25 protein-coding genes are annotated in these 22,852 nt (G+C 61.8%); 11 read left to right on the forward strand and 14 right to left on the reverse strand.

Features of this window, described 5'->3' with window-relative positions:
- Positions 1-12 precede the first annotated feature (12 nt).
- The 3 genes from V8P86_RS04175 to V8P86_RS04185 form a co-directional block, all read right to left on the reverse strand.
- Positions 13-360, reverse strand: coding sequence for a helix-turn-helix domain-containing protein (locus V8P86_RS04175; protein ID WP_336325982.1), 348 nt, complete (start codon positions 358-360; stop codon positions 13-15).
- A gap of 125 nt (positions 361-485) precedes the next feature.
- Positions 486-2,021, reverse strand: a complete 1,536-nt coding sequence (locus V8P86_RS04180) for a sodium:solute symporter family protein (RefSeq protein WP_336325983.1) — start codon at positions 2,019-2,021, stop codon at positions 486-488.
- Entirely contained in the window at positions 2,018-2,254 is a 237-nt protein-coding gene (locus V8P86_RS04185; RefSeq protein WP_442909347.1) for a DUF3311 domain-containing protein, read from the reverse strand. Before V8P86_RS04185 ends, V8P86_RS04180 begins: the two co-directional genes overlap by 4 nt.
- Positions 2,255-2,377: 123 nt before the next feature.
- Between V8P86_RS04185 and V8P86_RS04190 the strand changes: the two genes are divergently transcribed.
- A complete protein-coding gene (locus tag V8P86_RS04190; RefSeq protein ID WP_336325984.1) occupies positions 2,378-2,821 on the forward strand; it encodes a hypothetical protein in 444 nt (147 codons plus the stop codon).
- Positions 2,822-2,908: 87 nt separating this feature from the next.
- On the opposite strand, the gene V8P86_RS04195 is transcribed toward V8P86_RS04190, so the two are convergent.
- Positions 2,909-3,094, reverse strand: coding sequence for an HVO_0416 family zinc finger protein (locus V8P86_RS04195; RefSeq protein WP_336325985.1), 186 nt, complete (start codon positions 3,092-3,094; stop codon positions 2,909-2,911).
- A 129-nt stretch (positions 3,095-3,223) separates the two neighbouring features.
- Complete coding sequence (locus V8P86_RS04200) at positions 3,224-3,757, reverse strand: YkgJ family cysteine cluster protein (protein WP_336325986.1); 534 nt, start codon at positions 3,755-3,757, stop codon at positions 3,224-3,226.
- A gap of 93 nt (positions 3,758-3,850) precedes the next feature.
- On the opposite strand from V8P86_RS04200, the gene V8P86_RS04205 reads away from it, so the two are divergent.
- The 4 genes from V8P86_RS04205 to V8P86_RS04220 all read left to right on the forward strand — a co-directional run bounded on the left by V8P86_RS04205 (position 3,851) and on the right by V8P86_RS04220 (position 8,247).
- Positions 3,851-4,636 (forward strand): hypothetical protein, encoded by a 786-nt coding sequence (locus V8P86_RS04205; RefSeq protein ID WP_336325987.1) that lies wholly within the window; start codon positions 3,851-3,853, stop codon positions 4,634-4,636.
- A gap of 2 nt (positions 4,637-4,638) precedes the next feature.
- Complete coding sequence (locus V8P86_RS04210) at positions 4,639-5,172, forward strand: gluconate 2-dehydrogenase subunit 3 family protein (protein WP_336325988.1); 534 nt, start codon at positions 4,639-4,641, stop codon at positions 5,170-5,172.
- On the forward strand, positions 5,165-6,799 hold the full coding sequence (locus V8P86_RS04215; RefSeq protein ID WP_336325989.1) for a GMC family oxidoreductase: 1,635 nt from the start codon (positions 5,165-5,167) through the stop codon (positions 6,797-6,799). Before V8P86_RS04210 ends, V8P86_RS04215 begins: the two co-directional genes overlap by 8 nt.
- Positions 6,800-7,083: 284 nt before the next feature.
- Positions 7,084-8,247 carry a tyrosine-type recombinase/integrase gene (locus V8P86_RS04220; RefSeq protein ID WP_336325990.1) on the forward strand — a complete coding sequence of 388 codons (1,164 nt, stop codon included), beginning with the start codon at positions 7,084-7,086 and terminating at the stop codon, positions 8,245-8,247.
- 57 nt (positions 8,248-8,304) lie between these two features.
- Here the strand turns inward: V8P86_RS04220 and V8P86_RS04225 are convergent, their stop codons facing one another.
- From V8P86_RS04225 to V8P86_RS04255, 7 genes are all read right to left on the reverse strand, one after another.
- A complete protein-coding gene (locus tag V8P86_RS04225) occupies positions 8,305-8,652 on the reverse strand; it encodes a DUF7344 domain-containing protein (RefSeq protein WP_442909348.1) in 348 nt (115 codons plus the stop codon).
- Positions 8,653-8,872: 220 nt separating this feature from the next.
- Entirely contained in the window at positions 8,873-9,952 is a 1,080-nt protein-coding gene (locus tag V8P86_RS04230) for a hypothetical protein (RefSeq protein WP_336325992.1), read from the reverse strand.
- Between the two features lie 338 nt (positions 9,953-10,290).
- Positions 10,291-10,422 (reverse strand): hypothetical protein, encoded by a 132-nt coding sequence (locus V8P86_RS04235; protein WP_020222123.1) that lies wholly within the window; start codon positions 10,420-10,422, stop codon positions 10,291-10,293.
- A 495-nt stretch (positions 10,423-10,917) separates the two neighbouring features.
- Positions 10,918-11,238, reverse strand: a complete 321-nt coding sequence (locus V8P86_RS04240; protein ID WP_336325993.1) for a transcription factor S — start codon at positions 11,236-11,238, stop codon at positions 10,918-10,920.
- 424 nt (positions 11,239-11,662) lie between these two features.
- A complete protein-coding gene (locus V8P86_RS04245) occupies positions 11,663-12,421 on the reverse strand; it encodes a DUF8135 domain-containing protein (protein WP_336325994.1) in 759 nt (252 codons plus the stop codon).
- Positions 12,418-13,293 (reverse strand): hypothetical protein, encoded by an 876-nt coding sequence (locus V8P86_RS04250; RefSeq protein ID WP_336325995.1) that lies wholly within the window; start codon positions 13,291-13,293, stop codon positions 12,418-12,420. Before V8P86_RS04250 ends, V8P86_RS04245 begins: the two co-directional genes overlap by 4 nt.
- Positions 13,294-13,374: 81 nt before the next feature.
- Positions 13,375-14,220, reverse strand: coding sequence for an RAD55 family ATPase (locus V8P86_RS04255; RefSeq protein WP_336325996.1), 846 nt, complete (start codon positions 14,218-14,220; stop codon positions 13,375-13,377).
- Positions 14,221-14,307: 87 nt separating this feature from the next.
- Between V8P86_RS04255 and V8P86_RS04260 the strand changes: the two genes are divergently transcribed.
- Positions 14,308-15,963, forward strand: a complete 1,656-nt coding sequence (locus tag V8P86_RS04260; protein ID WP_442909349.1) for a uracil-xanthine permease family protein — start codon at positions 14,308-14,310, stop codon at positions 15,961-15,963.
- 3 nt (positions 15,964-15,966) lie between these two features.
- Here the strand turns inward: V8P86_RS04260 and V8P86_RS04265 are convergent, their stop codons facing one another.
- The gene (locus V8P86_RS04265) at positions 15,967-16,938 is read right to left on the reverse strand and encodes a beta-ribofuranosylaminobenzene 5'-phosphate synthase family protein (protein WP_336325997.1); all 972 of its coding nucleotides are present in this window, start codon (positions 16,936-16,938) and stop codon (positions 15,967-15,969) included.
- A gap of 131 nt (positions 16,939-17,069) precedes the next feature.
- On the opposite strand from V8P86_RS04265, the gene V8P86_RS04270 reads away from it, so the two are divergent.
- From V8P86_RS04270 to V8P86_RS04280, 3 genes are read left to right on the forward strand one after another with little or no spacing between them, the layout of a single operon-like run.
- Entirely contained in the window at positions 17,070-18,314 is a 1,245-nt protein-coding gene (locus V8P86_RS04270) for an aminotransferase class V-fold PLP-dependent enzyme (protein WP_336325998.1), read from the forward strand.
- Between the two features lie 46 nt (positions 18,315-18,360).
- Positions 18,361-18,879, forward strand: coding sequence for a hypothetical protein (locus V8P86_RS04275; protein WP_336325999.1), 519 nt, complete (start codon positions 18,361-18,363; stop codon positions 18,877-18,879).
- Between the two features lie 60 nt (positions 18,880-18,939).
- The gene (locus tag V8P86_RS04280) at positions 18,940-19,887 is read left to right on the forward strand and encodes an AEC family transporter (protein WP_336326000.1); all 948 of its coding nucleotides are present in this window, start codon (positions 18,940-18,942) and stop codon (positions 19,885-19,887) included.
- 1 nt (position 19,888) lies between these two features.
- On the opposite strand, the gene V8P86_RS04285 is transcribed toward V8P86_RS04280, so the two are convergent.
- Positions 19,889-20,662, reverse strand: a complete 774-nt coding sequence (locus tag V8P86_RS04285) for an enoyl-CoA hydratase/isomerase family protein (protein ID WP_336326001.1) — start codon at positions 20,660-20,662, stop codon at positions 19,889-19,891.
- Between the two features lie 119 nt (positions 20,663-20,781).
- On the opposite strand from V8P86_RS04285, the gene V8P86_RS04290 reads away from it, so the two are divergent.
- Together V8P86_RS04290 and V8P86_RS04295 are read left to right on the forward strand one after the other, a co-directional pair.
- Positions 20,782-21,783, forward strand: coding sequence for an aldo/keto reductase (locus tag V8P86_RS04290; protein ID WP_336326002.1), 1,002 nt, complete (start codon positions 20,782-20,784; stop codon positions 21,781-21,783).
- A 5-nt stretch (positions 21,784-21,788) separates the two neighbouring features.
- On the forward strand, positions 21,789-22,835 hold the full coding sequence (locus V8P86_RS04295; RefSeq protein ID WP_442909366.1) for a dipeptide epimerase: 1,047 nt from the start codon (positions 21,789-21,791) through the stop codon (positions 22,833-22,835).
- The last annotated feature ends 17 nt before the right edge of the window (positions 22,836-22,852 follow it).

Raw genomic sequence — 22,852 nt, forward strand, 5'->3', positions numbered from 1 at the left:
GTGACTACTACGTTATTCGGCGCCCAGATCGTCCCACAGTTGGCTGAACCGATCGGGGAGATTCTCCTCGCGATAGATGCGAACTTTGTACTCGTCGTCTTCGAGCGTGATGACGGTGCTCTCGAAGTTCGACTGGTAGACCTTGTAGTGGTTGCCGTCGTCGGCGACGAGCGTCTCGTCGGTTATGAGGTCGTACTCGTCGAGCATCTCGATTCGGCGGTAGACGGTCGGAAGCGAGAGATCACACTCCTCGGCCAGCGCCTTGGCCGATTTCGGTTCCCGACTGATCGCCGCCAGCACCTCCCGCGCGTGCTGGTCGCCGATCGTATCTAGGATGTCTTCGATACTGCGGTCGTCCACGTTCCTACCAATCAAACCGGACGGCTATAAGCGTTATTACAGGCTCCCACTCGGGTGAGGAGCGGCCCCATACGGAGCGTAAACGACCGTCTTCGGACCACCGTCGCTAGCTCGAACTAACCGGGCTAGTCCGCCCGGAGCCGGTCGAAGTACAGCGCCGACTTCTCTTCGGGAGCCTGAGAGGTCACCGCCGAGAGACCGACCGTGACGACCAGTCCCACGAGCATGCAGTAAATCGAGATTCCCCAACCGAAGTAACTCCCCGCGAACACTCTGACCCCAGCGATTCCCGTTTCGGGCAACATGTTGAACGCGAGGTAGACGAGTTGCGGAAGCAGGATCCCGGCGGCGATTCCCCGCCGTGTCGTCTGTCGCCAGTACAGCGCGACGAGAACGGGAATCGTCAGTTGTGCGAACCCACCGAATGCGAGGTCGCCGATTTCGACCAGCAGTGAGCCGACCGATCCCGCACCGAACGCGCCGACTTCCTCGATCCAGATGCTCGCTGCGAGCGCGAGAAAGGCGAACACGCCGACACCGATCCGCCCGAGCAGATCCTCACGCCGCTGTGAGAGTCCGTCGTCGACGAGCGGCCGATAGACGTCCCGCGTGAAATACGACGACCCGGACAACAGCATCGAATCTGACGAGGACATCATCGCGGCCACTGCACCGGCGATGACCAGTGCCGCGAACCACGCCGGCGCGAACTCGTTGAGCACGACCGGAAGGATCGATTGGCCAGCACCGACGTTGGCTTCGAGTCCCAGCCCCTTCGCCCACGTCCCGAGCAGAAAGGCCGGCACGAAAAGCAGCACGACGATCAGCGGCCACAGCGCGAAGGAGCGTTTGAGGACCGTCTCAGACGACGCCGCGAAAAATCGCTGGTTGACCTGCGGGAACATCGCGACACCGAAGCCGATCGAGATGGCGAAGGTGAGCATCCGCGAAGGGGTATAGAAGTCGCTCCCGAGCGCGAGAAACTCGGGGCTCGTCGCTTCGAGTCCGGCGTTGATCGTCGAGATCCCGCCGTCGACGGAGACGAGCACCCACAGCAGGGCGGTCCACACCATAACCAGCATGAACGCGCCCTGTAGGGTGTCAGTCCAGGCGATCCCGCGCATGCCTGCCAGCGTCACGTAGATGATCATGAACACCGTGATGAGCGTTGCACCGAACCAAAAGGGGACCGCGCCGTCGGTGAGTGAGGCGAGTGCCCCGCCAGCCCCGATCTGTTGGAGCATGATGTACGGGAACAACCAGAACAGTGAAATCCCGGCAACGAGCGCCCGCAACCGGCGTGAGCCAAATCGGTCGCCGAGCATCTCGCCGAGGGTGACGTAGCCGTACTGCTGGCCGAGTAGCCACTGTTTGTAGCCGACGAAGTACCACAGTAACGCGAAGATGACTCCGTCCATCAGCCCCATGACGAGGATCCACTCCGGTCCGAACGCGTAGGCGTTGTCGGGGCCGCCGAAGAAGGTGAACGCCGAGAGCAACGTCGCGAACACAGTGAAGATGAGAACGACAGTACCGAACGACCTGCTCGCCAGATAGAAGTCCTCGGCGGTCCGTTCGGTTGCGCGGTAGGCGATCAGGCCGATGGCCAGCGCGAGGATCAGATAGCCGACGATGATTGCGATCTGGAGGGTCGCACTCACGGTCGATCACCCCCGCTGTGTGTGACGATTCCGAGCCCCCACGCTCGCCGCGTAAAGAGCCAGAAGACGAACGATGCGAGGATCATCCAGCCGATATGCCACCAGAGCCACACGGGTAATCCGAACACCAGCAGGTCACTGCCCCAGAGAAACCACGGAATCGCGAAGACGGGCAGTGAAGCCAGCGCGGCGATCCAACCGACTCGTTCAATTGTCGAGACGTGCGAATCCACTGGTAACAGTTCGATCAGCTGCTCTCTTAAATATTGAGCCGAATTCACTCGTTCGCTGGTTGGGCGAGATCACCAGCACAGAAACACAAAGGTATATTCACGCCTGAGAGCTAGGAAGATACAATGGTTGGCGTCGACGATCTCGATACTTACAGACAACACAACGACATCGAGCCGGACGACCCAGCACCCCGAGAACCGAAGGGTGAACCCCACCGGCAGACTGAAGACTTCGATATCTGGCTGTTCGATGCGGAGGCGTCGGCGACGATTCCGGACACCTACGTCGTGGCGCGTGACCCCGAACCGCTGGATTTCCGCATGTGGGTCTTCGCCGGCAAGGACGACGATTGCTATTTCATCATGCGCGCCTCCCACAAGTACGGCGAGGACGAAGTCGTCGAGGGCAGTCGAGACGACTGCTGTGAGGTCCTCATGGACGGCCAGTCGCTCAAGGGCCGGCACTGCCCCGCCGAAGTCGAAGCCGTCGTCTCGGAGCTAGTCGGCACCGACATCATCATGCCACAGACCCGCTCGACCGGACAGGACGGCCCGATCGACTACTGACGGCCGAGAAATTGTCCTAATCACTGTAGCCGACAGCCGGGGCTACCTGGTTACGAACTGAAGCCGAAAACGGAGGATTCGCGTAGTTTAGCGGCTTGCTACGGGCGACCAGCCACAGACTGTACAGGTTGTCGCGTCCGTCTCGTGAAGTCCCCCACAGTCGGGGCACTGTTTTTTGTTATAGTTGTCTTCCCATCCCGCATCACTAGTTTCGTAGCCACGCTGCGAGAGGAACTCGTCGAACACATCTTCTTCAGCCTGAGACTGGGCCATACATGACATGGTATGACACACCAGTATATATGTTTGGTGGTACTGGCCCGTGTTGCCACCTACCATAACAAAGCTGGACAGAGCCGTCAGTATGCGGACGGAGATCCGACGCAAAAGCGCAACCAACCGTCAGAGCGTCCGGCGGGTTTCGGGGTCGTCGAGTTCCCAGAGCACCGCCGGGAGGAAGGCGTCGAGGTGGTCGATGACGCGGCGTTCGCTGACGTTCAGCCCCTCGCAGTGCTCGTGGGCCGTCTCCCGAACGGAGACGTGGATGTCACCGTTCTCGACCGAGACGGAGAGCGGAAAGACCGAACACCGGGCGGGTTTCCAGTCTTCTTCGGCGTGCAGCGAGCAGAGTCCGTCGTCGCGGAGGAAAAAGCAGGCTTCGCCCTCATCGTCGACGTGCTCCTCGCGGTCTTTCTCCTCTTTGCGGATGAAATCCTCGCCGCGGACCTGCGTCGTGGCCTCCGAGAGGGAAGCGCAGTTGGCGAGTTCGAGGAAGTCCGGCTCGTAGAGCAAGACGCCGTGCTGGCAGCACCACGTACACTCGTCGACGCACTCGAAGGTCAACGAGGGATCGAAGTCGGCGACGGCTTCCTTCCCGGGATGGACCTCGACGCGGCGTGGCTCCCACGTCGCACCGGAGTCGTTTGGCTGGCTCACAGCCCTATTCGGGGACTGAGCGCAAAGAGTCCAGTGGTCTTTCACTCGTCGACAGCCGGAACAACTTTGATCACCGACACAAAACGGCCTGGCGTGTTCGACGCCGACCGCCGAAGATGGGTGAGTGCAGGGCTCACAGCGGTCGGTACGGCCGTCGGCTTCACGGTTCTGTCCGTGCTCACCGGCGGGTTCGTCGTGGTCCCGCTGCTCGGCCCGGTCGACGTGGCGGTTGGCCTCGCCGTTCCGCTCGGACTCTGGTTCGGAGGGCCTGCCGCAGTTGGGATCGGAACCGGCGTCGCTCTCTCGGCGGTAGTCGAGTCGACCCTCTCGTGGTGGACCCTCCTCGACGCGACCGTGTACGGAGCCGTCGGGGTACTCACACGCCGTCTCTGGGGAACTCTTCCGAAGGTGGCCAGCAGCCAACCGCCGGGAATCCGTTCCCCGGCCCAGTGGCTGGAGTTTGTCGCTGTCACGGTGATCGTCACGACGATTGCCGCGTCGGCCTTCGCCTGGGGCGCGGTCGTCGGCTGGGCGAGTCCCTTCCACGCGGTCGCACTCCCGGAGTGGACGCTGTTGCTCCGCTCGACGCTCGTCATCGGCCCTCCAGTTCTGCTTGCAGGTTCGGCTGTCGATCAGACGATCGTCTTCGAGGACGACCAGCGGCTGTCGATTCGATCAGGGGCGTTCTGGGGCGGAATCGTCGTCCCGATCCTGTGGTTCACCCTCGGGATTGCGAGCAGCATCGGTCTCGGCAGTCGGCGACTGGAGATGATCGGCGGCGCGCTCGCGCTCTCGGTGATCGCAGTCACGTATCTGCCGCGGTACGAACGCGAATCGGACAACAACCCCTCACAGCAGCCAACACCGACCGACGCATGACGATGGAACTCACACGGAGAGACGCACTCCTCGCGCTGGGCGGCGGCGCTACCCTCGGTGTCGGGGCGCTGGCCGTCTCCGAGCGGACCGAAGACGACTCCGCCGACGGCACCCTCGACGACGGAGACCTGTCGACACTCCTCGCGCTCGCAGAAGCCATCTATCCGGCGGAAGTAGCACCGACGATGGAGTTCGTCAGGACCTACGTCGAGGGCCATCGGCAGCAGCGCCAGCACCAGATCATCGAAGCCATCGAACGGCTCGACGCTGGCTCACGACGGTTCACCGGAAGTGATTTCGCCAATCTCCCGGAATCGAAACGGACGGTCGTTCTCGGCCGAGTCGGCGTCGACAGAGCCCAGTCCGATCCCGACGGATCGGTCCCCGAACGCATCCGCTATCACCTGGTCAACAGTCTGCTCTACGCACTGTTCAGTTCGCCGACCGGGAGCGAACTGGTCGGCATCGAGAACCCGACCGGTCATCCCGGCGGCTACGAATCGCTCGCGCGCACCCCGGAGGAACCCAATGAGTAACCAGTCCGACCGAACGCCCTCGGAACGTGTCGATCTCTGTCTCGTCGGTGCCGGAATCGCCGGCGCAATCGTCGCCGCAGAACTTGCCGAACGGGGATTCGACGTGGTCCTGCTCGAGAGTGGCGAGCGGTTCGATCCCGACGACCGACTCGCTCAGATGGAACAGGCAATTCGCCCGGAACACGACGATAGCGAAATCTGGAACATGGGCGGGCCACGGGACAGATTCAGCAGTTCTGGTGCGGTGGAGTACGCGCTCAACGACCGCCGGGTCAAGGGTGTCGGCGGGACGACGCTGCACTGGCTCGGGACCACCCCTCGCCTACACCCGCGGGATTTCGAGCTGAATTCGCGGTACGGAATCGGGACCGACTGGCCGATCAGCTACGACGACCTCCGGCCGTACTACGCGCAGGCCGAACGGGAGATGGGCATCGCGGGCGGGCAGAGCCGCTCTGCACCCCCGCGTGAGGTGCCGTATCCGATGGACCCATTCCCGGAGACGCACTCTGACGGACTGTTCGAGTCTGCCTGTGAGGAGTTGGGAATCTCGATGCGGCCGTGTCCGCAGGCGCGCAACTCCGAGGCCTACGACGGGCGCAGCGAGTGTGTCGGCTACGGCACCTGTATCCCGGTCTGCCCCTCCGGCGCGAAGTACAGCGGCGATGTCCACGTCCGCAAGGCGGAGGACCACGGCGCAAAAGTGATCGACCGCGTCACCGTCGAGTATCTGGAACACGGCCCGGATTCGGTCGAGGCCGCACGGTACGTGACTCCGGACGGCACCCGGCACCGACAGGAAGCCCGGCACTTCGTCGTCGCCGCTGGTGGCGTGGAGACGCCCAGATTGCTCCTGCTCTCTCAGTCCGAAGCGTACCCCGACGGGCTGGCGAATTCGAGCGGTCTCGTCGGGCGGTACTTCATGGAACACCCGGCGGTACGGACCACCGCACGGATCGATCAAGAGACGAATCCGGAGCCGGTCCGATTCCTCACACGAATCAGCGAGCAGTTCTACGAGGGGGCGGACGGCCCGCCGGGCAGTATCCTCCTCAAGTTCGGGAATCCAAACCCCGACTCGCCGGTCGATCACGCCCTCTCCGAGCCAGATGCTGACTCGCTGGACGGCATCGCCGACGCGGTGACTGGGACGGAGTGGGGCGATGACCTGCTCGACGGGTACGATGGGGTGAATCACACGCTCTGGATCGGCGGCAACCTCGAAATGCTCCCCGACAAGTCCAATCGCGTCAAACTCGATCCAAACACCACCGACAAGTTCGGAAACCCGGTGCCGGATGTCTCCTTCAGCGTCGGTTCGTACGCGACACAGACCGCCGAGGAAGCGCTCGATATCCAGCGGGAAATTCTCGAAACGGCCGGCGGGGAAGTGACCAGCCAGACCGACCCGACCGATCCGAATTTCCTCTCACACCATCTCGGAACGACGCGGATGGGGACCGATCCGGAAACGAGCGTCGTGGATTCGCGCCTGCGGACTCACGACATCGAGAATCTCTGGTGTGTGAGCAGCAGCGTCTTTCCGACTGCGGGCGCGGCGAATCCGACACTCACGATTGGAGCGCTCGCGCTCAGAACGAGTGAATTTCTGGCAGAGCAGTTGTAGTCGAGAGAGCAGATCAGTTGTACTCCCGCCAGCGGTTCCCGCACTCTTTGCACTTGCAAGATTGTGGCTCAGCGGGTGTTGCCTATAAAGGCTGAGCAAGCCTTATATGCAAGTTACCTATCGAGGAGAGAATACTCCGAGTGGAAAGATTCATCGGTCGAATCACCCCATCGCTGTCTTGCGGTTTTCTTACCAGAGTCCTGTCATAGCGGGTTTGCTCTGAAAGAGCGTAATCGCCAGACAGCGTCGGGGATACACTTAAGTGCAACAATCCCGCACGGGCTATGAGCAAGACAGCTGATACTTCGACCGACGAACCGCAGACGAACCAAGCAGAGAGCGACCTTACTGACTTCCTCGCAGAACGGGCAGAGCTTCGCGTGAGCTTCGAGGAACCCGACGATGAGAGAGAGCGACGGTACGACCGGCTACCTGTTGCACGCACGCAGGCAGGCACTCAGGCCGACGTGAGCGACTTCCCCTCTGGCAAAAGCCACGGTCGGGGCAACTTCTCGAAGAAGACCTACACCCGCTACCGAGACACGGTAAACGACTTCATCCAATCGCAAGACGCGAGGGACTTGATGGAAGTCACACCTCGGGAAATCAACCGCTGGAACCAGTTGCTACAGCGGCGTGACTACGCTCGCACCACACGAGACGGCAAGCTCGAAACGCTCGAAGTGTTCTTCAAGTGGGCAGAGACGGAGTGGCGTGCCCCACGGGACGACAAGATTAGCGAGACTATCGCCCGAAAGCGAAACGACCTGAACGTGTCTGGTGATGAAAAGTCGCGGTCGGGCGACGACAATCACCGAATCTCGTCCGAGCGGGCAGAGGAAATTATCGGCCATCTCGCCAAACACCACTACGCGAGTCGGCAGATGGTCGAATTTCTGCTCATCTACCACATAGGCTGTCGGAAATCTGCCCTCCTGTCCATCAACTGCTCGGACGTGAAACCACGAAAGAGTATCATCCAGATTCGCAATCGCCCCGAAGAATCTGGCGTGAGACTCAAGCGCGGAAACAAGGGTGAGCGAGACGTGAATATCTCGCCCGACATTATGGCGGTCATTACCGACTATATCGAGGAACACCGCTCGGAACCGAACGACGGGAGTGATGCGCTCCTAACGTCTTGGGCAGGGAGGATAGACGACAGCACGCTCTATCGGGACATAGCGGGACTCACGAAGTGTGGTGAGTGCTCAGACGAGGGCGGCGAACCGCTCACCAAGCAGAACGCTTCGGACTGTCCCGAGAGTATCGGATGTCACGACCTACGCCGTGTTGCGATTACTCGGATGAGAGACGAAGGAATCAGTTGGGATACTATCAGCGGTCGGGTTAACGCGACTGTGCAGATGCTCAAGCAACACTACGATTCTCCGACCTACGAAGGAGCGGCAGAGCGTCGGAAACAAGAGGTACTAAACGCTCTATAGACCCGACAAACGACTGAGAAAATCTATCGTCAGAACATCATTTTCCTGACTGTCCAGTCACGGCCAGTCGTCTGGCAACTCGTCTTGGTGGTTATCCATCAACTTGATGAGTGGCTCTATCTCCACAAATCGAGGGCCGCGCGTGATAGTTCCTGCATCTCTGTCCCAGTTGATGAAACCAGCCTCCTCAAGTTTCGGCAGGTGGCTGTGATACATCTCCTGTTGAAGCAGTTCAAGGTTATCACTGTCACTCGCTATCGAGTCGGAGACCAAGTCGTCCTCGTCCCGTGGATTCTTTTTGTCGAGTGCGACGAGCAATCGACGGCGTACTGAGTGACTGAGAATGTCGAACTTTCCGTTTAGTGTCTCTCCGCTTTTGCCGCTTTGGGTGTTAGATTTGGACATCTGAGGGTACCGTTGCTTTGGAGCGTGTCATACCCCCGATACGAACCGCACTACAGTAGTGCGACAAGAACGATTACTGCACCAACGGATTAACCTTGTTCAAGCGCCCCCTGATATAGGGACGAACGTACTGTGTATGGCTCCGTGTATGTCAACGGGCACCACAGACATATAAGGTTAGTTACCAAGTGCTTGCAACGCCGTATTGAGGCTTTTCACGTCAGTTTTCCCCAACTTCAGTGAAGACGAATCGGCTCTCATTAGATGGCACTGTGTTCGGAGCGAAATCTTCGACTACCTCTGGTTCGCTTTCACCCCACACGTCGTAACTCGATTTACGGAAGTGGTTTCCTCCGTCCCATCCCCGTACCGTACTCGCCCACAGTCGTTCGTCGTAATCCATCTCATCGACGGGAGGCAGATGAGCGAGTTGGGAGAGGGCGTAGGTCGCACCTGCGCTTCCTCCATCTTCGGTGCGAGGTATCGTATCAGTCGCTTCCGTTCCTCGAATCCGAATCGCTCCGCTTGCTGGCAGATTTCCGCGACCGCTCGACGGAGCGTATTCACACGACTCGACAAATCGCTCGACTACTGGGACAAGCGCATCTCGTGGTACGTCGCCCTCCGTCCACACGAGGACGTGTGCGTGTGGCGTAGCGTACTGGCGAGTCCCTGCGAGAACGCACATCCACTGATACGAGTCGGTGTGTTTGCCGAGTCTGTACCGAAGGGCGGAAAGTGTCGATTCGAGGGCATCAGAAAGTCCTTCGAGGAGCGTAATCCGTGACTCGACCGGCCGCTCGACACGGAGTGATAGGAGGGCCGTAGTGGGGTTCTCGTAGGCTTCGAGGAGTTGTCTGTCCATCTCCTTCCCGCGAGCGTAGTTCCGCCTGTCGTGCCACTGACGCCCTCTCTCGAAGCCGTGCCTCTCGGCGGAAGTGTTCTCACCCCGCCGCTCCTCGACGTATCGCTCGACGGCTTCCCCTGCCGAGAGAGGTTCCCCATCTTCGACGTATGCAGGATGGCACGTCTCTCGGTCGAGAGCGATAGGTTCCTGCAAGGCGAGGAAGTCGTCGGGTGGGTCGAGAGGTTCCGTGTTTGGTGTGGACGGATTTTTCGCGCTTGACACAGTGTTATCGACAGCCCACAACTCACCGAATAGCTCACCTTGCGGTGGAATCGTAATCTCGTCGGCAGAAGAAAGGCCGTCTGCTTCGAGCATCGCCCGTATCTCGTCGTCCGTATATCCGTTTGCCTCGGCCTGTAGACGGACTTCTTCGACGGGTATGGTTTCGCCCACATCATTACCGAGATTCGCACCTGCGGCTACTGCGAGCCTCTGAAGCCGTTTGCTTGACGGTGTTGTGGCTGCTGTTGCTTGGGATGTAGCTATGCTCACTCGTCTGCCCTACTGCGATTAGGAATCGTACCCTGGCCGAGTCCCGACTGCCGTACCTCGACGGCGAACCCGTCGAATCTCCCGACGCTTGCGCTCCGCCTTTGACAAGTTGGCGTGCATCAGCTCATCGGCAGGTGGTGCGTTTTCGTCTACGACTTCTCGGAGAGCTTCGGTGATTAGCTCATCGTCAATTTCCTTCAAGCGCGAGGCAAGCTCATCATCAACGCTGACGTAGTATTTCACGCTTCCACCTCGTCCAAGAGACGACCGATGATGAACCCGTATGGCACGGTTTCGTCAAATTCTTCGGTCTTGTAGTTGTGTAATCGGTTCTTCTCGGTGTCAGAAAGCCTGATTTCGTTACTTCTCATACTACAGAAGACGGACGACTATCCGAAGTCTGTCCGTTCCTCCACCTATATACTATATGCGTCGGCCCTTTTAAACGAGTAACCGATAGTAACCTGCATCGGGTGTATCCTATATACGTTCATATTAGCTTAGAGGGCCTAAAAACCACACAGAGGGGTGCATTTGCCTGAACAATATCTGAGCATATTTTCTCTGGCGGGTTGGCCTATCTCACGTCGGCCCCGCGATTTTTGCGATATAAAAAAGCGCTCGCACCAGCCGCGCTTAGGCCGTCTTTCGTGCCAGAAGCCTCGGTTTCGAGGGCGAAAACAGACTTCGAGCAACCTCAAACCCCTTGTTCAAGGCCAGAACCACAAGACGAAGAAGGGGTTGCTAAACTCAGTCGGTAAAACTAAGTAACCCCGAACCCGCGTTTCGAGTGGACGCTACACCGATGCAATCTTGCCAAGGCCCAAAACCACGAATCTGCCGAATACGGCAGTCTCAGGCGGGTCTTAGTTGTATTCTCTCCAGCGGTAGCCACACTGTTTGCACTTGAAAAATCGCGTCGGCGGTTCGTCTGCTGCGCCGGTCTGTTTGATCGTGTACCACGCTTCGCCGTGGCCGCACTCCTCGCAAGTCACATCGTCGGCGGTCGGTTTGCCCTCAAAGTTCGCGTCTTCTTCGGTCTCGATCAGTTCGTCACCGGATTGTTCGGTCGTCGTGACGAAATCCTCGTCGTCGACCGTCTGTTCGGCACTCTCCCCACAACTGGTGCAGACCATCACACCGTCCTCTTTTTTCATCATCGAACCGCAGTCGTCGCAAAATTGCATGGTATCACTGTATTCGGAGTGACGGTCCAATCAATCTTTCCTGTCGCTGATGGAGTGCGTTTTCTGGAGGTGAAACAGGAATCAGCGCCAGTACGAACAACCAGAAAGCCCCGGTGTGCTACGCTCCCGCGACTCGCTGCGCGCTGTAGGTGTTTGCGTCACCGGGAGACACCGTCTCCCGAGGCCGCGGCGAAGCCGCGACCGTCGGGGTTCGCGTAGCCAGGGCGACGGCACAGCCGTCGCCTTGTAACGTGGCGGCGAAGCCGCCACGCTTGCCGCCCCTTTCAGTCCCACCCTGTGGCTTGTGTCGCAGGCCACCGTGGGCAGGACTGAAAGGGGCGGGTCAAGTGGCCCGGGGCTTTCTGGTTCCCTGAGACCAACCACTACCACTCGACGAAGAGTTGTTATAATCTCTTCAAACAACTCACGCGTCGCCAAATCCATCGTCGTCTTCGAGTTCTTCGCGTTCGGTGACGATAGGGCAGTCGACGACCCGGACCGTGTCCATGTCGAGGAATTCCACGATTTCGGTCCCTTCGTGGCCGCAGGACACGTCCGGCGGCGGCGAGAAGTGCTCGCACTGCTCACAGTAGCTGTGTTTCGAGACATCGGCGTAGGTGCGCTCCTGTGCGTCGCCGACCGAGCCCCGCGATTCCGCGCTCGCGAGTTGCTGCCAGACGACATCGGGATCGAGTTTGTCGACATCCATCTCGTCGAAGGCGTCCTCGAACGAGTCGAACGGATCACCCTCACGGCGACCCGCGTCCGACCGAAACTTCTCCTGCGTCGGATCCGCGTCCTCGCGCTGGCCGATATCGAACGCCATCTCTGCATCGTCGACTGGCTCCGCCGACGCTGCCGGAGAGTCGTCGTCCGCCGACGAGTGCTGTGGTTCGCTGTCGGTCTCGTCGGGCGCGAACAGCCCCCGCTCAACGAGAGACTCTTCACTCGTGTCTTGCTCGGTCTCCGGCCCCGGTTCTGCCGGATCCCGGGGGTCGGGCGCGCCCCGGAACTGCTCCGTTTCGGGTTCTCTTTGTCCAGAATCGGCCGCCTCGCCGCTGGACTCCGAATGGTCGCCCGGGGAGTCCTCGGACTCGTCGCCGAGTGTCTCGAAGGGGTCGCCGTCGCGGTCACCGACGGCGTCGTCGAGTTCCTCGAACGGATTCTCCTCGTCGTCGCTCATGCCCGGTCACCGGATTCCAGTTGGGCGGCAGTCAAAAGCGTCGGACTGCCGAACCAGCCACTGGCCGGTTCGACGTTCGTCACCGTCGCATTGCAGTGAGGGCACTCCGGATCGGTCAACAGCGACAGCGTCACGCCTTCGCCGCAGTTCTCGCAGTCGGCCCGCTCGATATCCGCCTTCGCGGCTGCGCGTTTGATCCGCTCGACGGCTTCGAGTCCGCCGGTCGACTCCTGGGCCTCCCGCAGGTCGCTGACGACCCACGCGACAGTCTGGAGTCGGTCCTGCATCTCCTCGACCCGGCCGCCGATATCGGTGATCGTTTTCTCTTGTTCGGGGACTGTCTCGGCAAACTCGGTCTGGAGCTCGTCGAGTTCCGCTTCGAGCTCTGTCAGTGTGCGCTGAATCTCCGGGATCGATTGCAACTGATCGTGAGTGTGATCTTTCGGCGCTTTTGCGTCGGTCTCCTTTTTAATCTGGATGACACGCTCGCGAACGTCGTCGATTTTCTCGTCGAACTCCGACTCGACGGAGTCGATTCGCTTCGAGAGCTGTCGTTGAACCGAATTGGTCGCCTCCGAGAGCTGATCGGTCAGCGCCTGATCGACAGCCTGTTCGATGCGACTGTCGAGTTGGGCCGAAAGTTGTTCGTCGAGCTGTGAGCGGACGGCGTCAGCGATTTCCTCGTGGTCCATCAGCACGTCGCCGCCAGGGTGGCCGTCGCCGTCGGCGGCCATCCGGTAGGAGGCCAGTAGCTGAACCAGAAGCTCCTCACGGTCGATCTCCGCCGCAGAAGCCTGCTGGTCGAGCCACTCGTCGAGGTCGGCCGGCAACGTAATCGACACCGTCCGCTCGCCGCTCGACTCGCTCGCCATACCCGGTTGTTTCTCGACTGGATAGTTAAGCGTTTGCCGCCAGTTTCAGTTTCCGAAAGTATCCGTCGTGCGAAAGATTGGCTATCGGATCTTGCGAACGTCGCTGATGTCGAAGCCGGCGTCGCCAAAATCAGTCTCGAATTTGACGATGTTCTCAGCTTCGATCTGTGAGAGCACGCCGCGGAAGTTCTTGACCACCAGCGTCCGCGCGCGGTTCGAGCCGCCTGTCTCCCACTCGAATTTCAGCGTCCCGCTGCAGGCGTCGATCAGTTGCCCCTGCTGGGTGTCGGTCAGCGTCTCGTGGTTGACGTGGAGCAAGATGAGTCCGCCCCAGCTATGACTGGCCTTCTCCAGTCCCTTGACGATGTAGCTCACGTCCGACCAACTCATCCCGTCCTCGTCGTCAACCGTACTGACCAGATCCGACAGCGAGTCGATGATGACGACGTTGCCCGGCGCGCGGTCGTTGAGTGTGTCACCGAGCGCGCTCAACAGTCCCTGTCGATCCTCGTGACGCTTCCGAAGACTCGTAATATCTGTCGTCTCCTCGGCGTACCAGTCACGGGGCACCGGACTGACGTGGAAGAAATTTTTCGAGAGTGAGGTGAACTCGACGGGTTCGAGTCCCGAATCCGCAATCTCGTCGTCCATCGTCATCGCAATCTCGTTGCGAAGTTGGTCTTCCTCGGAAGTGAACGAGACGTAGTGAATCTCCTCGGGAAGTGTTGCGTTGTCCGACAGATCCCCGTAGTGGAGGTCGAATATATCGTCTTCTTTGTGTGCGAGACCGTTCATGACTGCCGTCGTGAACATGAATTCTCGGGCACCGGCCCCGGCCTCGCCGGAGAGAAGGACGACACTGCCCCGCGGTGCGCCCCCGCCGATCGTGTTGTCGAGGCGAGTGATTCCGAATGGTAGCCGCTGCATATACCCCTCTCAGGACGGCCCGCGGTAAAAAGCACAGGGCACGAGAAACAACGTTTATCCCGGCCTGCTAGATACAGCAAAGCAGCAATGGGTGAGTCACGCGGCGAAGCAGCCGAGGAACGCGCCGTCAGGACAGACGGCGGGTCAGAGACAGCTACTGAGTCATCCCCTGTCGTAGATGGCTCAGCAGAAACCGTCGAGTACGGAATGGACGACAAGCCGCCGATCGAGCGGTCGATCCTGCTCGGCTTCCAGCACTATCTGACGATGATCGGGTCGAACATCGCGGTCCCGCTCGTCCTCGCAGCGGCGATGGGCATGCCAGCCGACGCGACAGCACGACTCGTCGGGACCTTCTTCGTCGTCTCGGGCGTCGCGACGCTCGCACAGACGACGATCGGTAATCGCTACCCGTTGGTTCAGGGGGCGAGCTTTGCGATTCTCGCCCCAGCACTGGCGATCATCGGCGTCCTCCAGGCCAGCGGCGCGGGCTGGGAGACGATGATCGTCGAGTTACAGGGTGCGATGATCGTTGCCGGCATCGCACAGGTTGCGATCGGCTATCTCGGGCTGTTCGGACGGCTCAAGCGATTTTTGAGTCCCGTCGTCATCGCGCCGGTCATCGCGCTCGTCGGGCTGGCGCTGTTCGACGTGCCACAGATCACGAATCCCGAAACGCAGAGCATCTGGCTGTTTTTGCTGACACTTGTGCTCATTATCGGCTGCTCACAGTACCTTGACAGATACAGCAACGTCCTGCGACTGTATCCAGTGTTGATCGGGCTGGCGGGCGCGTGGCTGCTCGCTGCGGGACTGTCGGTTGGCGGCGTCATCGAGAGTGGGTCCAGTGCCTACGTCGACCTCACCGGCGTCAGCGAGGCGTCGATCATCCAGCCCATCGTCCCCTTCCAGTGGGGCACGCCGCAGTTCACCTCCTCGTTCGTCATCGGCATCTTCGCCGGCGTGCTCGCGTCGATGGTCGAAAGCTTCGGCGACTACTACGCGGTGGCCCGGATCTCCGATGAGAAGGCACCGAGCGGCAAGCGAATCAACCACGGGCTGGCGATGGAAGGCTTCGGCAACATCTTCGCCGGCATCATGGGCACCGGCAACGGCTCGACATCCTACTCGGAGAATATCGGCGCAATCGGCATCACCGGTGTCGCCTCCCGATTCGTCGTACAGGTCGGCGCTGTCGTGATGCTCATCGCCGGCTTCGTCGGCTTCGTCGGGGCGATTGTGACGACCATCCCCGATCCCATCGTCGGCGGCCTGTTCGTCGTGATGTTTGCCCAGATCATCGGGATCGGCCTCTCACAGTTGCAGTACGTCGATCTCAACCAGAACCGGAACGTCTTCATCATCGGCATCACGCTGCTCAGCGGCCTCTCGATTCCCTCGCTGGTCGGAAACTTCGCTGGCGGTGAGGGCGCAGCAGCGATCGAATCGGCACTCGCTGGCGTGGCAGTGCTCGGGCCGGCCCTGGAAGCAGTCGGGGAGATTGCCTATCTCGGCGCCGTCTTCGGGCTCGAACCGATCGCACAGATCCTGTTCGTCATCGGAACGACTGGGATTGCGGTCGGTGGCATCGTCGGCTTCGTACTCGATCTGACGATTCCCGGCTCCAGAAAGAGCCGCGGGCTGACTGAATGGGAGGATATCACGGAAGGCGACAACGAGTTTTTGGCCTTCCACGAGCGGTTCGGGTCGTCCGAACCAGAGCCAGAACCGAGTGACGACTGACCGTCAGGATTCCCGGACGGTCGCCCCCGAATCGCTCGGAGCCACGACCCGAACCGTGCCGTCGAGGCCGAACTCGTCCAGTGCATCGCTGCCTGCGGTTTTCGCGCTCTCGGCGCGCTCGGCGTTGGTCACGCCGTAGACGGTCGGCCCCCACGAGGACTGGCCGGTCCCCAGGACTGCTGGACTCGAATCGAGGGCGTCGATGAGTTGTCCTGCTGGCGGGCGGTAGACGCCGCCCTGTTCGTCGGCGAACCACGCGCCGTTGAGCCGACCGAGTCGCGACACGGCAGTTCCGAAGGCGGACAGATCACCCTCGACGACGGCCGGGAGCAGGCGGCGGGTCAGCAGCGTCGCGATATCGTCGGCGATGGAGCCATCGGCGCGCTCGACGATAGTTCGGATGCTCTCGTCTTCTTCTTCGCCGCTGCGGCCCGGGGGCTCTTCTGGTGTGACGAGCAGGAATCGCCACGAGTCGGGGAGCGTCCACCGACCGAGCGGCTTCGGGACGGACCAGGAACCGGGACCTGGCGGGGCCGTCGTGAACCGCTCGGTTGGATGGCCCACGTCGACGACGAAGCCGCCGGACTCGAAGGTCGCGACACCGACGCCGCTGCGCCCGCCGCGGCCGAGTTGTGGGGCGAGTTCGCGCGGATCGACCGATTTCCCGTGAGCGCGAGCGATAGCGACCAGCGCTGCGAGCGCGATCTGTGTGCCGCTGCCGAGGCCGACGTGGCGGTCGTACCCGTCAGTGAGTTCGACGGTCGCACCTTCGACGCCGAGGGCGTCGACGGCATTGTCGATGTACGAGCGCAACTCCTCGGGACACTCGATGGTCGTGGCCGGTTCGGCGCGGACCGTCAGCCGTGGCTCGGCCAGCCCGACGCCGACGCCGCCGTACAGGCGCTCGTGAGCCAGCGAGAGATTCTGAAAGCCGAAATGGAGCCGCGCCCCGGTCTCGACCGCAACGGTCGTCATGTCCCCCCGTTACGAGCCCCCAGCTATGAAACCACCGAGACCCGACGGCGGACCCCTGATATGAGGGGTGCGGGAAAGTTTGTTTTTGGCAAACCGAAATAATGTTGTCTGTTCGTCCCCTTGTTCCGGTAATGGCAACGACTGAGCCCGATATCCTCGATGTCGAGGCGATTCGCGCTGATTTTCCGATTCTCGAACGCGAGTTCGGAGACCAGCAGCTGGTCTATCTCGACAACGCCGCGACGACACAGACACCCGATCAGGTGATCGACACCATTGCCGACTACTACCGGGAAACCAACGCTAACGTCCACCGCGGCCTCCACCAGCTCTCGCAGGAGGCTTCGATCGCTTACGAGCAAGCCCACGACCGCGTCGCCGAGTTCATCGGCGCCAGCGGCCGCGAAGAGATCGTCTTCACCAAAAACACGACCGAGAGCATGAACACCGTCGCCTACGCCTGGGGACTGAACGAACTCGGCCCCGGCGACGAAGTGGTGCTGACGGAGATGGAACACCACGCCTCGCTCGTGACGTGGCAACAGATCGCGAAGCGAACCGGCGCGGAGGTCAAGTACATCCGCATCGACGAGGACGGCCGCCTCGACATGGACCACGCTCGCGAACTGATCGGCCCCGATACGGCGATGGTCTCGGTCGTCCACGTCTCGAACGTTCTCGGCGTCGTCAACCCCATCGAGGAACTCGCCGAGATGGCCCACGACAACGATGCCTACATCTTCGCCGACGGAGCACAGGCGGTGCCGAACCGCCCGGTCGACGTGGAAGCACTGGATGTGGACTTCTACGCCTTCTCGGGACACAAGATGTGCGGGCCGACGGGCATCGGCGTTCTCTACGGGAAAGAGCACATTCTGGAGGAGATGGAGCCGTACCTCTACGGCGGAGACATGATCACGAAGGTCACTTTCGAGGACTCGACGTGGAACGAACTCCCCTGGAAGTTCGAGGCCGGAACGCCGATCATCGCCGGCGGGATTGCGCTCGCAGAAGCAGTCGACTATCTCGAAGACATCGGGATGGAGAAGATCGAACGCCACGAGAACGAACTCGCCCAGTACGCCATGGAGCGGTTCAACGAGTTCGACGACATCGAAGTCTTCGGGCCGCCGGCGGGCGAGCACCGGGGCGGACTGGTCTCGTTCAACGTCGAGGGCGTCCACGCACACGACCTCTCGGAGATTCTCAACGACTACGCCGTGGCGGTCCGGGCCGGCGATCACTGTACCCAGCCGCTGCACGACAAACTCGGCGTCGCCGCGACGGCGCGAGCCTCCTTCTACATCTACAACACGAAGTCCGAAATCGACACGCTCGTCGAGGCGCTAGACGACGCGCGCCAGCTATTCGCCTGAGCAGGTAATCAGCAGTGTTATTTTTCGGCGGCCGGTGGGTGTTCTCATGTCGGAGTGGCTGGTGGATATCGATCCGGAGTCGCTCGATCCCTTCAGAGTCGGGACCGTGCTGAGTTGTCTGGTGATCGGACTGAGCTATCTGCTCCCGTGGGCGACCGTCGACGGGATCGGACAGCGAATCGGCGACAGCGGCGGAATCGTCAACGTCAGCACGACGGTCCAGGGTTCGATTTCGCCGCGAGAGATCGCGCTCTTTCCGGAACTGGTCGTCGGCGTCGCCGTCGGGGCGGCGCTCGTCGCTGCCGTCCGGTGGACCATCTTCTGGCAGTTCGTCGTCGGTGTGCTGGGGCTGGGGGCTGGCTTCGTCGCGCTGATCGCGTGGGCCGTCGTCGACGCCGACGGGCAGAGCGAACTGGTCGAAGTCGGCCCCTACGCCGCGATTCCGTCTGCGTTCGAGCCCGCGACGGGGCTGTGGCTCGCCATCTTCGGCTCGCTTGGACTCATCGCCTGTGGCTTCGCCGCCGCTACCCGGAGATACGTCCGGCTCAAAGAACTCGACGAGTGAGCGGTTGTCTGGCCACGCGGGATCGAAACTGTTGATTATGGGCCACCGCTGAAACCAACCGTGTCGCTGCTCTCGGTGCTGACTTCGGCTATCCTCCCGGTCGTCTCCGTCGCCGGTGTCGGATTCGCACTCGGCTCCGTCCGAGACGTCGATGCCGACCCGCTCTCGACGATCACGATCTACGTGCTGGCTCCGGCACTGATTTTCTATAGCCTGGTGACGACACCGATCGAAGGACCAACCGTCGTCCGGCTAGCTGTCGGTATCGTCGCCTTCGTCGTCGTCATCATTGTCCTCGCGGAGGGGGCCGGCCGGCTGGTCGGCGAGGAGGAACCGATCCTCGGCGCGTTCGTTCTGACGAGTACGTTCTCGAACGCGGGCAACTACGGGATCCCCCTCTCGGCGTTTGCCTTCGGTGCACTCGGGCGGAGCACCGCCGTTCTCTACATCGCCGTCCAGTCGGTGCTGATGTACACTGTCGGCGTCTACGTCGCTTCTCGGGGCCAGGCCGGGTCGATGCGGGGTGCTCTCGGCAAGGTCTTCCGCCTCCCCCTCGTGTACGCCGTCGTCACCGCAATGATCGTCCGTGCGTTCGATCTCGCGCCGGCGACCGACACCGCGGTCATGCAGACGATCCAACTCACCGGCGATTCAGCGATTCCCGTGATGCTCCTGTTGCTCGGGATTCAACTCACGAACTCGGGCGGTGGCGGGACCGTCGGGCGAGTCCTGCCGGCGGCGGGATTGCGGTTGCTGGTCGCGCCGGTCATCGCGGCCGCGATCGCGCTGGCGTTAGGGCTGACCGGAACCGTCGGTCGCGTGTTCGTCCTCGAATGTGCGATGCCGGCCGCGATCACGCCGCTGATGCTCACCATCGAGTTTGGGAGCGACCGTGTCGGGCTGTCGGCGGCCGATTACGTCAGCACGACGATTCTGGTCAGCACGCTCGCGAGTCTGGCGACGCTGACCGGCCTGATCGTGTTGTTGCAGTCCGGAATGGTGCTCTAACTCACTCGAATTCCGGCTCTCTGTCATCGACGAACGCGGCCATCCCCTCACGCTGATCTGGCGTCCCGAACAGGCTGGCGAAGGCTCGCTTCTCGTAATCGAGGCCGGCCGTCTGGCTGCCCTGGTAGTGCTGGGCAATCGACTGCTTCGCGGCCTGCAGGGCGAAGGCAGGTTTCGCGGCGAGGTCGTCCGTTAGCTCCGCAACGCGGTCGGTCAGGTCGTCGTCGGGAACGACCTCGCCGACGAGCCCCTCCTCGCGGGCGGTGTCGGCGTCCAGTCGCTGGCCGAGATAGATCATCCGGCGTGCCGTCTCGTCACCGACGAGTTTCGGGAGTCGCTGGGTTGCCCCCCAGCCAGGAATGATGCCGAGATCGATCTCCGTGTTGCCGATGATGGCCGATTCGCTGGCGACGCGGAGGTCGCAGGCAATCGCCATCTCACAGCCCCCGCCGAAGGCGAAGCCGTTGACTGCGGCGACCGTCGCGCCGGGGAAGGTTGCCAGCGCGTTTGCGACCTCGTGACCGAGTGCTCCCCAGGCCTGCGCCTCCTCGGTCGAGAGATCCTGCATGTACTTGATGTCCGCACCGGCGATGAACGCGTCGTCGCCAGCGCCGGTGACGACGAGCACGCGTGCGTCCTCCGCTTGGGCTTCGGCGATGGCGTCGCGCATCGCTTCGAGTGTCTCGACGTTCAAGGCGTTGAGCGCCTCCGGTCGGTCGACAGTCAGCGTTGCCACGTCTCCGTCCCAGTCCAGTTCGACGTACTCTGAATCCATGTGCCAATCCACACTCGGGACCGCGATAAAGCTAGTGTCAGCCAGACGACGAACCGACCCCCGCCCACTGGCGAACGCGAATCCGTACGTTTCTACATCGTGGGGGCGCATCTCGGTGTATGGACGAGATCATCGATGCCGTACCGATGGGGCGGACGGGACTGGAAGTGAGCGGAATCGCATTCGGAACGTGGCGGTTCGGCCGCGAGACGGCCGCGGGCAACCTCGAAATTGACCGCGAGCGTGCACACGAACTGCTCGACACCTACGAGTCGGCAGGGGGGCGATTCATCGACACCGCCGACGTGTACGGTGGCGGCGACAGCGAGCAGTGGATCGGCGAGTGGCTGGAGGACCGCGACCGCGAGGACTTCGTTATCGCCTCGAAAATCTACTGGCCGACCCGCGACGACGACCCCAACGGCAACGGCCTCAGCCGGAAACACCTCCGGCGACAGATCGATCTGATGCTCGACCGCCTCAATACTGAGTACCTCGACGTGCTCTACATCCACCGCTGGGACGAGAACACGCCAGCCCGCGAACTGATGCGGACGCTGGACGGCTTCGTACAGGACGGCAAGGTCAACTATCTCGGCGCGTCGACGTTCAAGCCGAACACCTGGCGCATCGCCGAGGCGAACGAACTCGCCCGCCAGTACGGCTGGGAACCGTTCACCGTGACCCAGCCGCGATACAATCTCGTCGACCGCGAAATCGAAGGCGAGTACATGGACTTCTGCAGCGAGCACGATCTGGCGGTGTTCCCGTGGAGCCCGCTCGCACAGGGCTTTCTCACGGGCAAATACGAACGAGGCGAGGGCGCACCCGCCGAGTCGACGGCCTCCGACACCGACGGCTGGGAGGACCGCTATCTGACCGAAGAGAACTTCGACACACTCGATGTCGTCCGCGAGGTCGCCGAGGAAGTCGGGGCCTCAGAGGCGCAGGTCGCGCTCGCCTACCAGTGCGCGCATCCAGACCTGACAGCGCCCATCGTCGGCGCGCGGACCGTCGACCAACTGGAGGAGAACCTTCGGGCGGCGACGGTCGACCTCTCGGCCGAGCAGTTCGAACGCCTGGAAGAAGCCGGTGACGGCCCCTTCGCCGACATGGCATGAGCCAGATCATCGACACCGAAACCGAGCGACTCGAACTCGCCATCGACGGAGAGTTCACCATCTCCCGAGGGGCCAGCGAGACGGTCGAGACGGTCGTCGTTCGATTCGAAGACGAAGACGGACAGCGGGGACTCGGTGCAGCAGCACCCTCCGAGTACTACGACGAGACGGTCGACAGCGTGGAGAACGCCCTGCCGGATCTGCTCGACACTGTGCTCGAAATCGGGGACCCCACCCGCCAGCAGACCGTCGAGCAAGCAATGCGCGAGGCGGCACCCGACGAGGCGGCAGCGCGGGCGGCCGTCTCGGTCGCCGTTCACGACCTCGCGGCGGGGCAGGCTGAGGAACCCCTCTATCGGCGGCTCGGTCTCGATCCGGGCTACGCGCCGACGAGTTCCTACACCGTCAGCATCGACTCGCCGGCGGGGATGGCAAGCGCCGCACAGAAGGCCGCCGGCGCTGGCTACTCGATCCTGAAGGTGAAACTCGGGACCGACGACGACCGCTCGCGGATCGACGCGATCAGAAAGACCGTCCCGCAGGCCCGAATCCGCGTCGACGCCAACGGTGCGTGGACGCCCGAGGAGGCAATCGAGAAGATGGAGTGGCTCGCAAACGCCGGCGTCGAGTTCGTCGAACAGCCGGTCCCGGCCGACGACCACGAGGGATTGGCACGTGTTGCCGAGGACGGCTTCCTGCCGGTCGCCGCCGACGAGTCCTGCGTCACTGCCGCGGACGTGCCAAAAGTCGCTGACGCGGTCGATATCGTCGTCGTGAAGCTGATGAAATGCGGCGGGATTCGCCCGGCAATCAGACAGATCGAGACGGCGAAGGCCCACGGACTCGACGTAATGATCGGCTGTATGGTCGAGAGTATGGCGTCGCTGGCTGGCTCCTGTCAGCTCGCGCCGCTGGTCGAGTACGCCGATCTCGACGGCTCGCTGCTGCTCGCCGACGATCCGTACGACGGCGTCCCGATGCCCGACGGCAGGATCGACCTCTCGGCGGTCGAGGCGGGGACCGGCGTCGAACGAGCAGACGCCGAAGACTGACCTGCCGGCGACTGTGA

This window comes from Halovenus anhuiensis, from assembly GCF_037080055.1.
Taxonomy (GTDB): domain Archaea; phylum Halobacteriota; class Halobacteria; order Halobacteriales; family Haloarculaceae; genus Halovenus.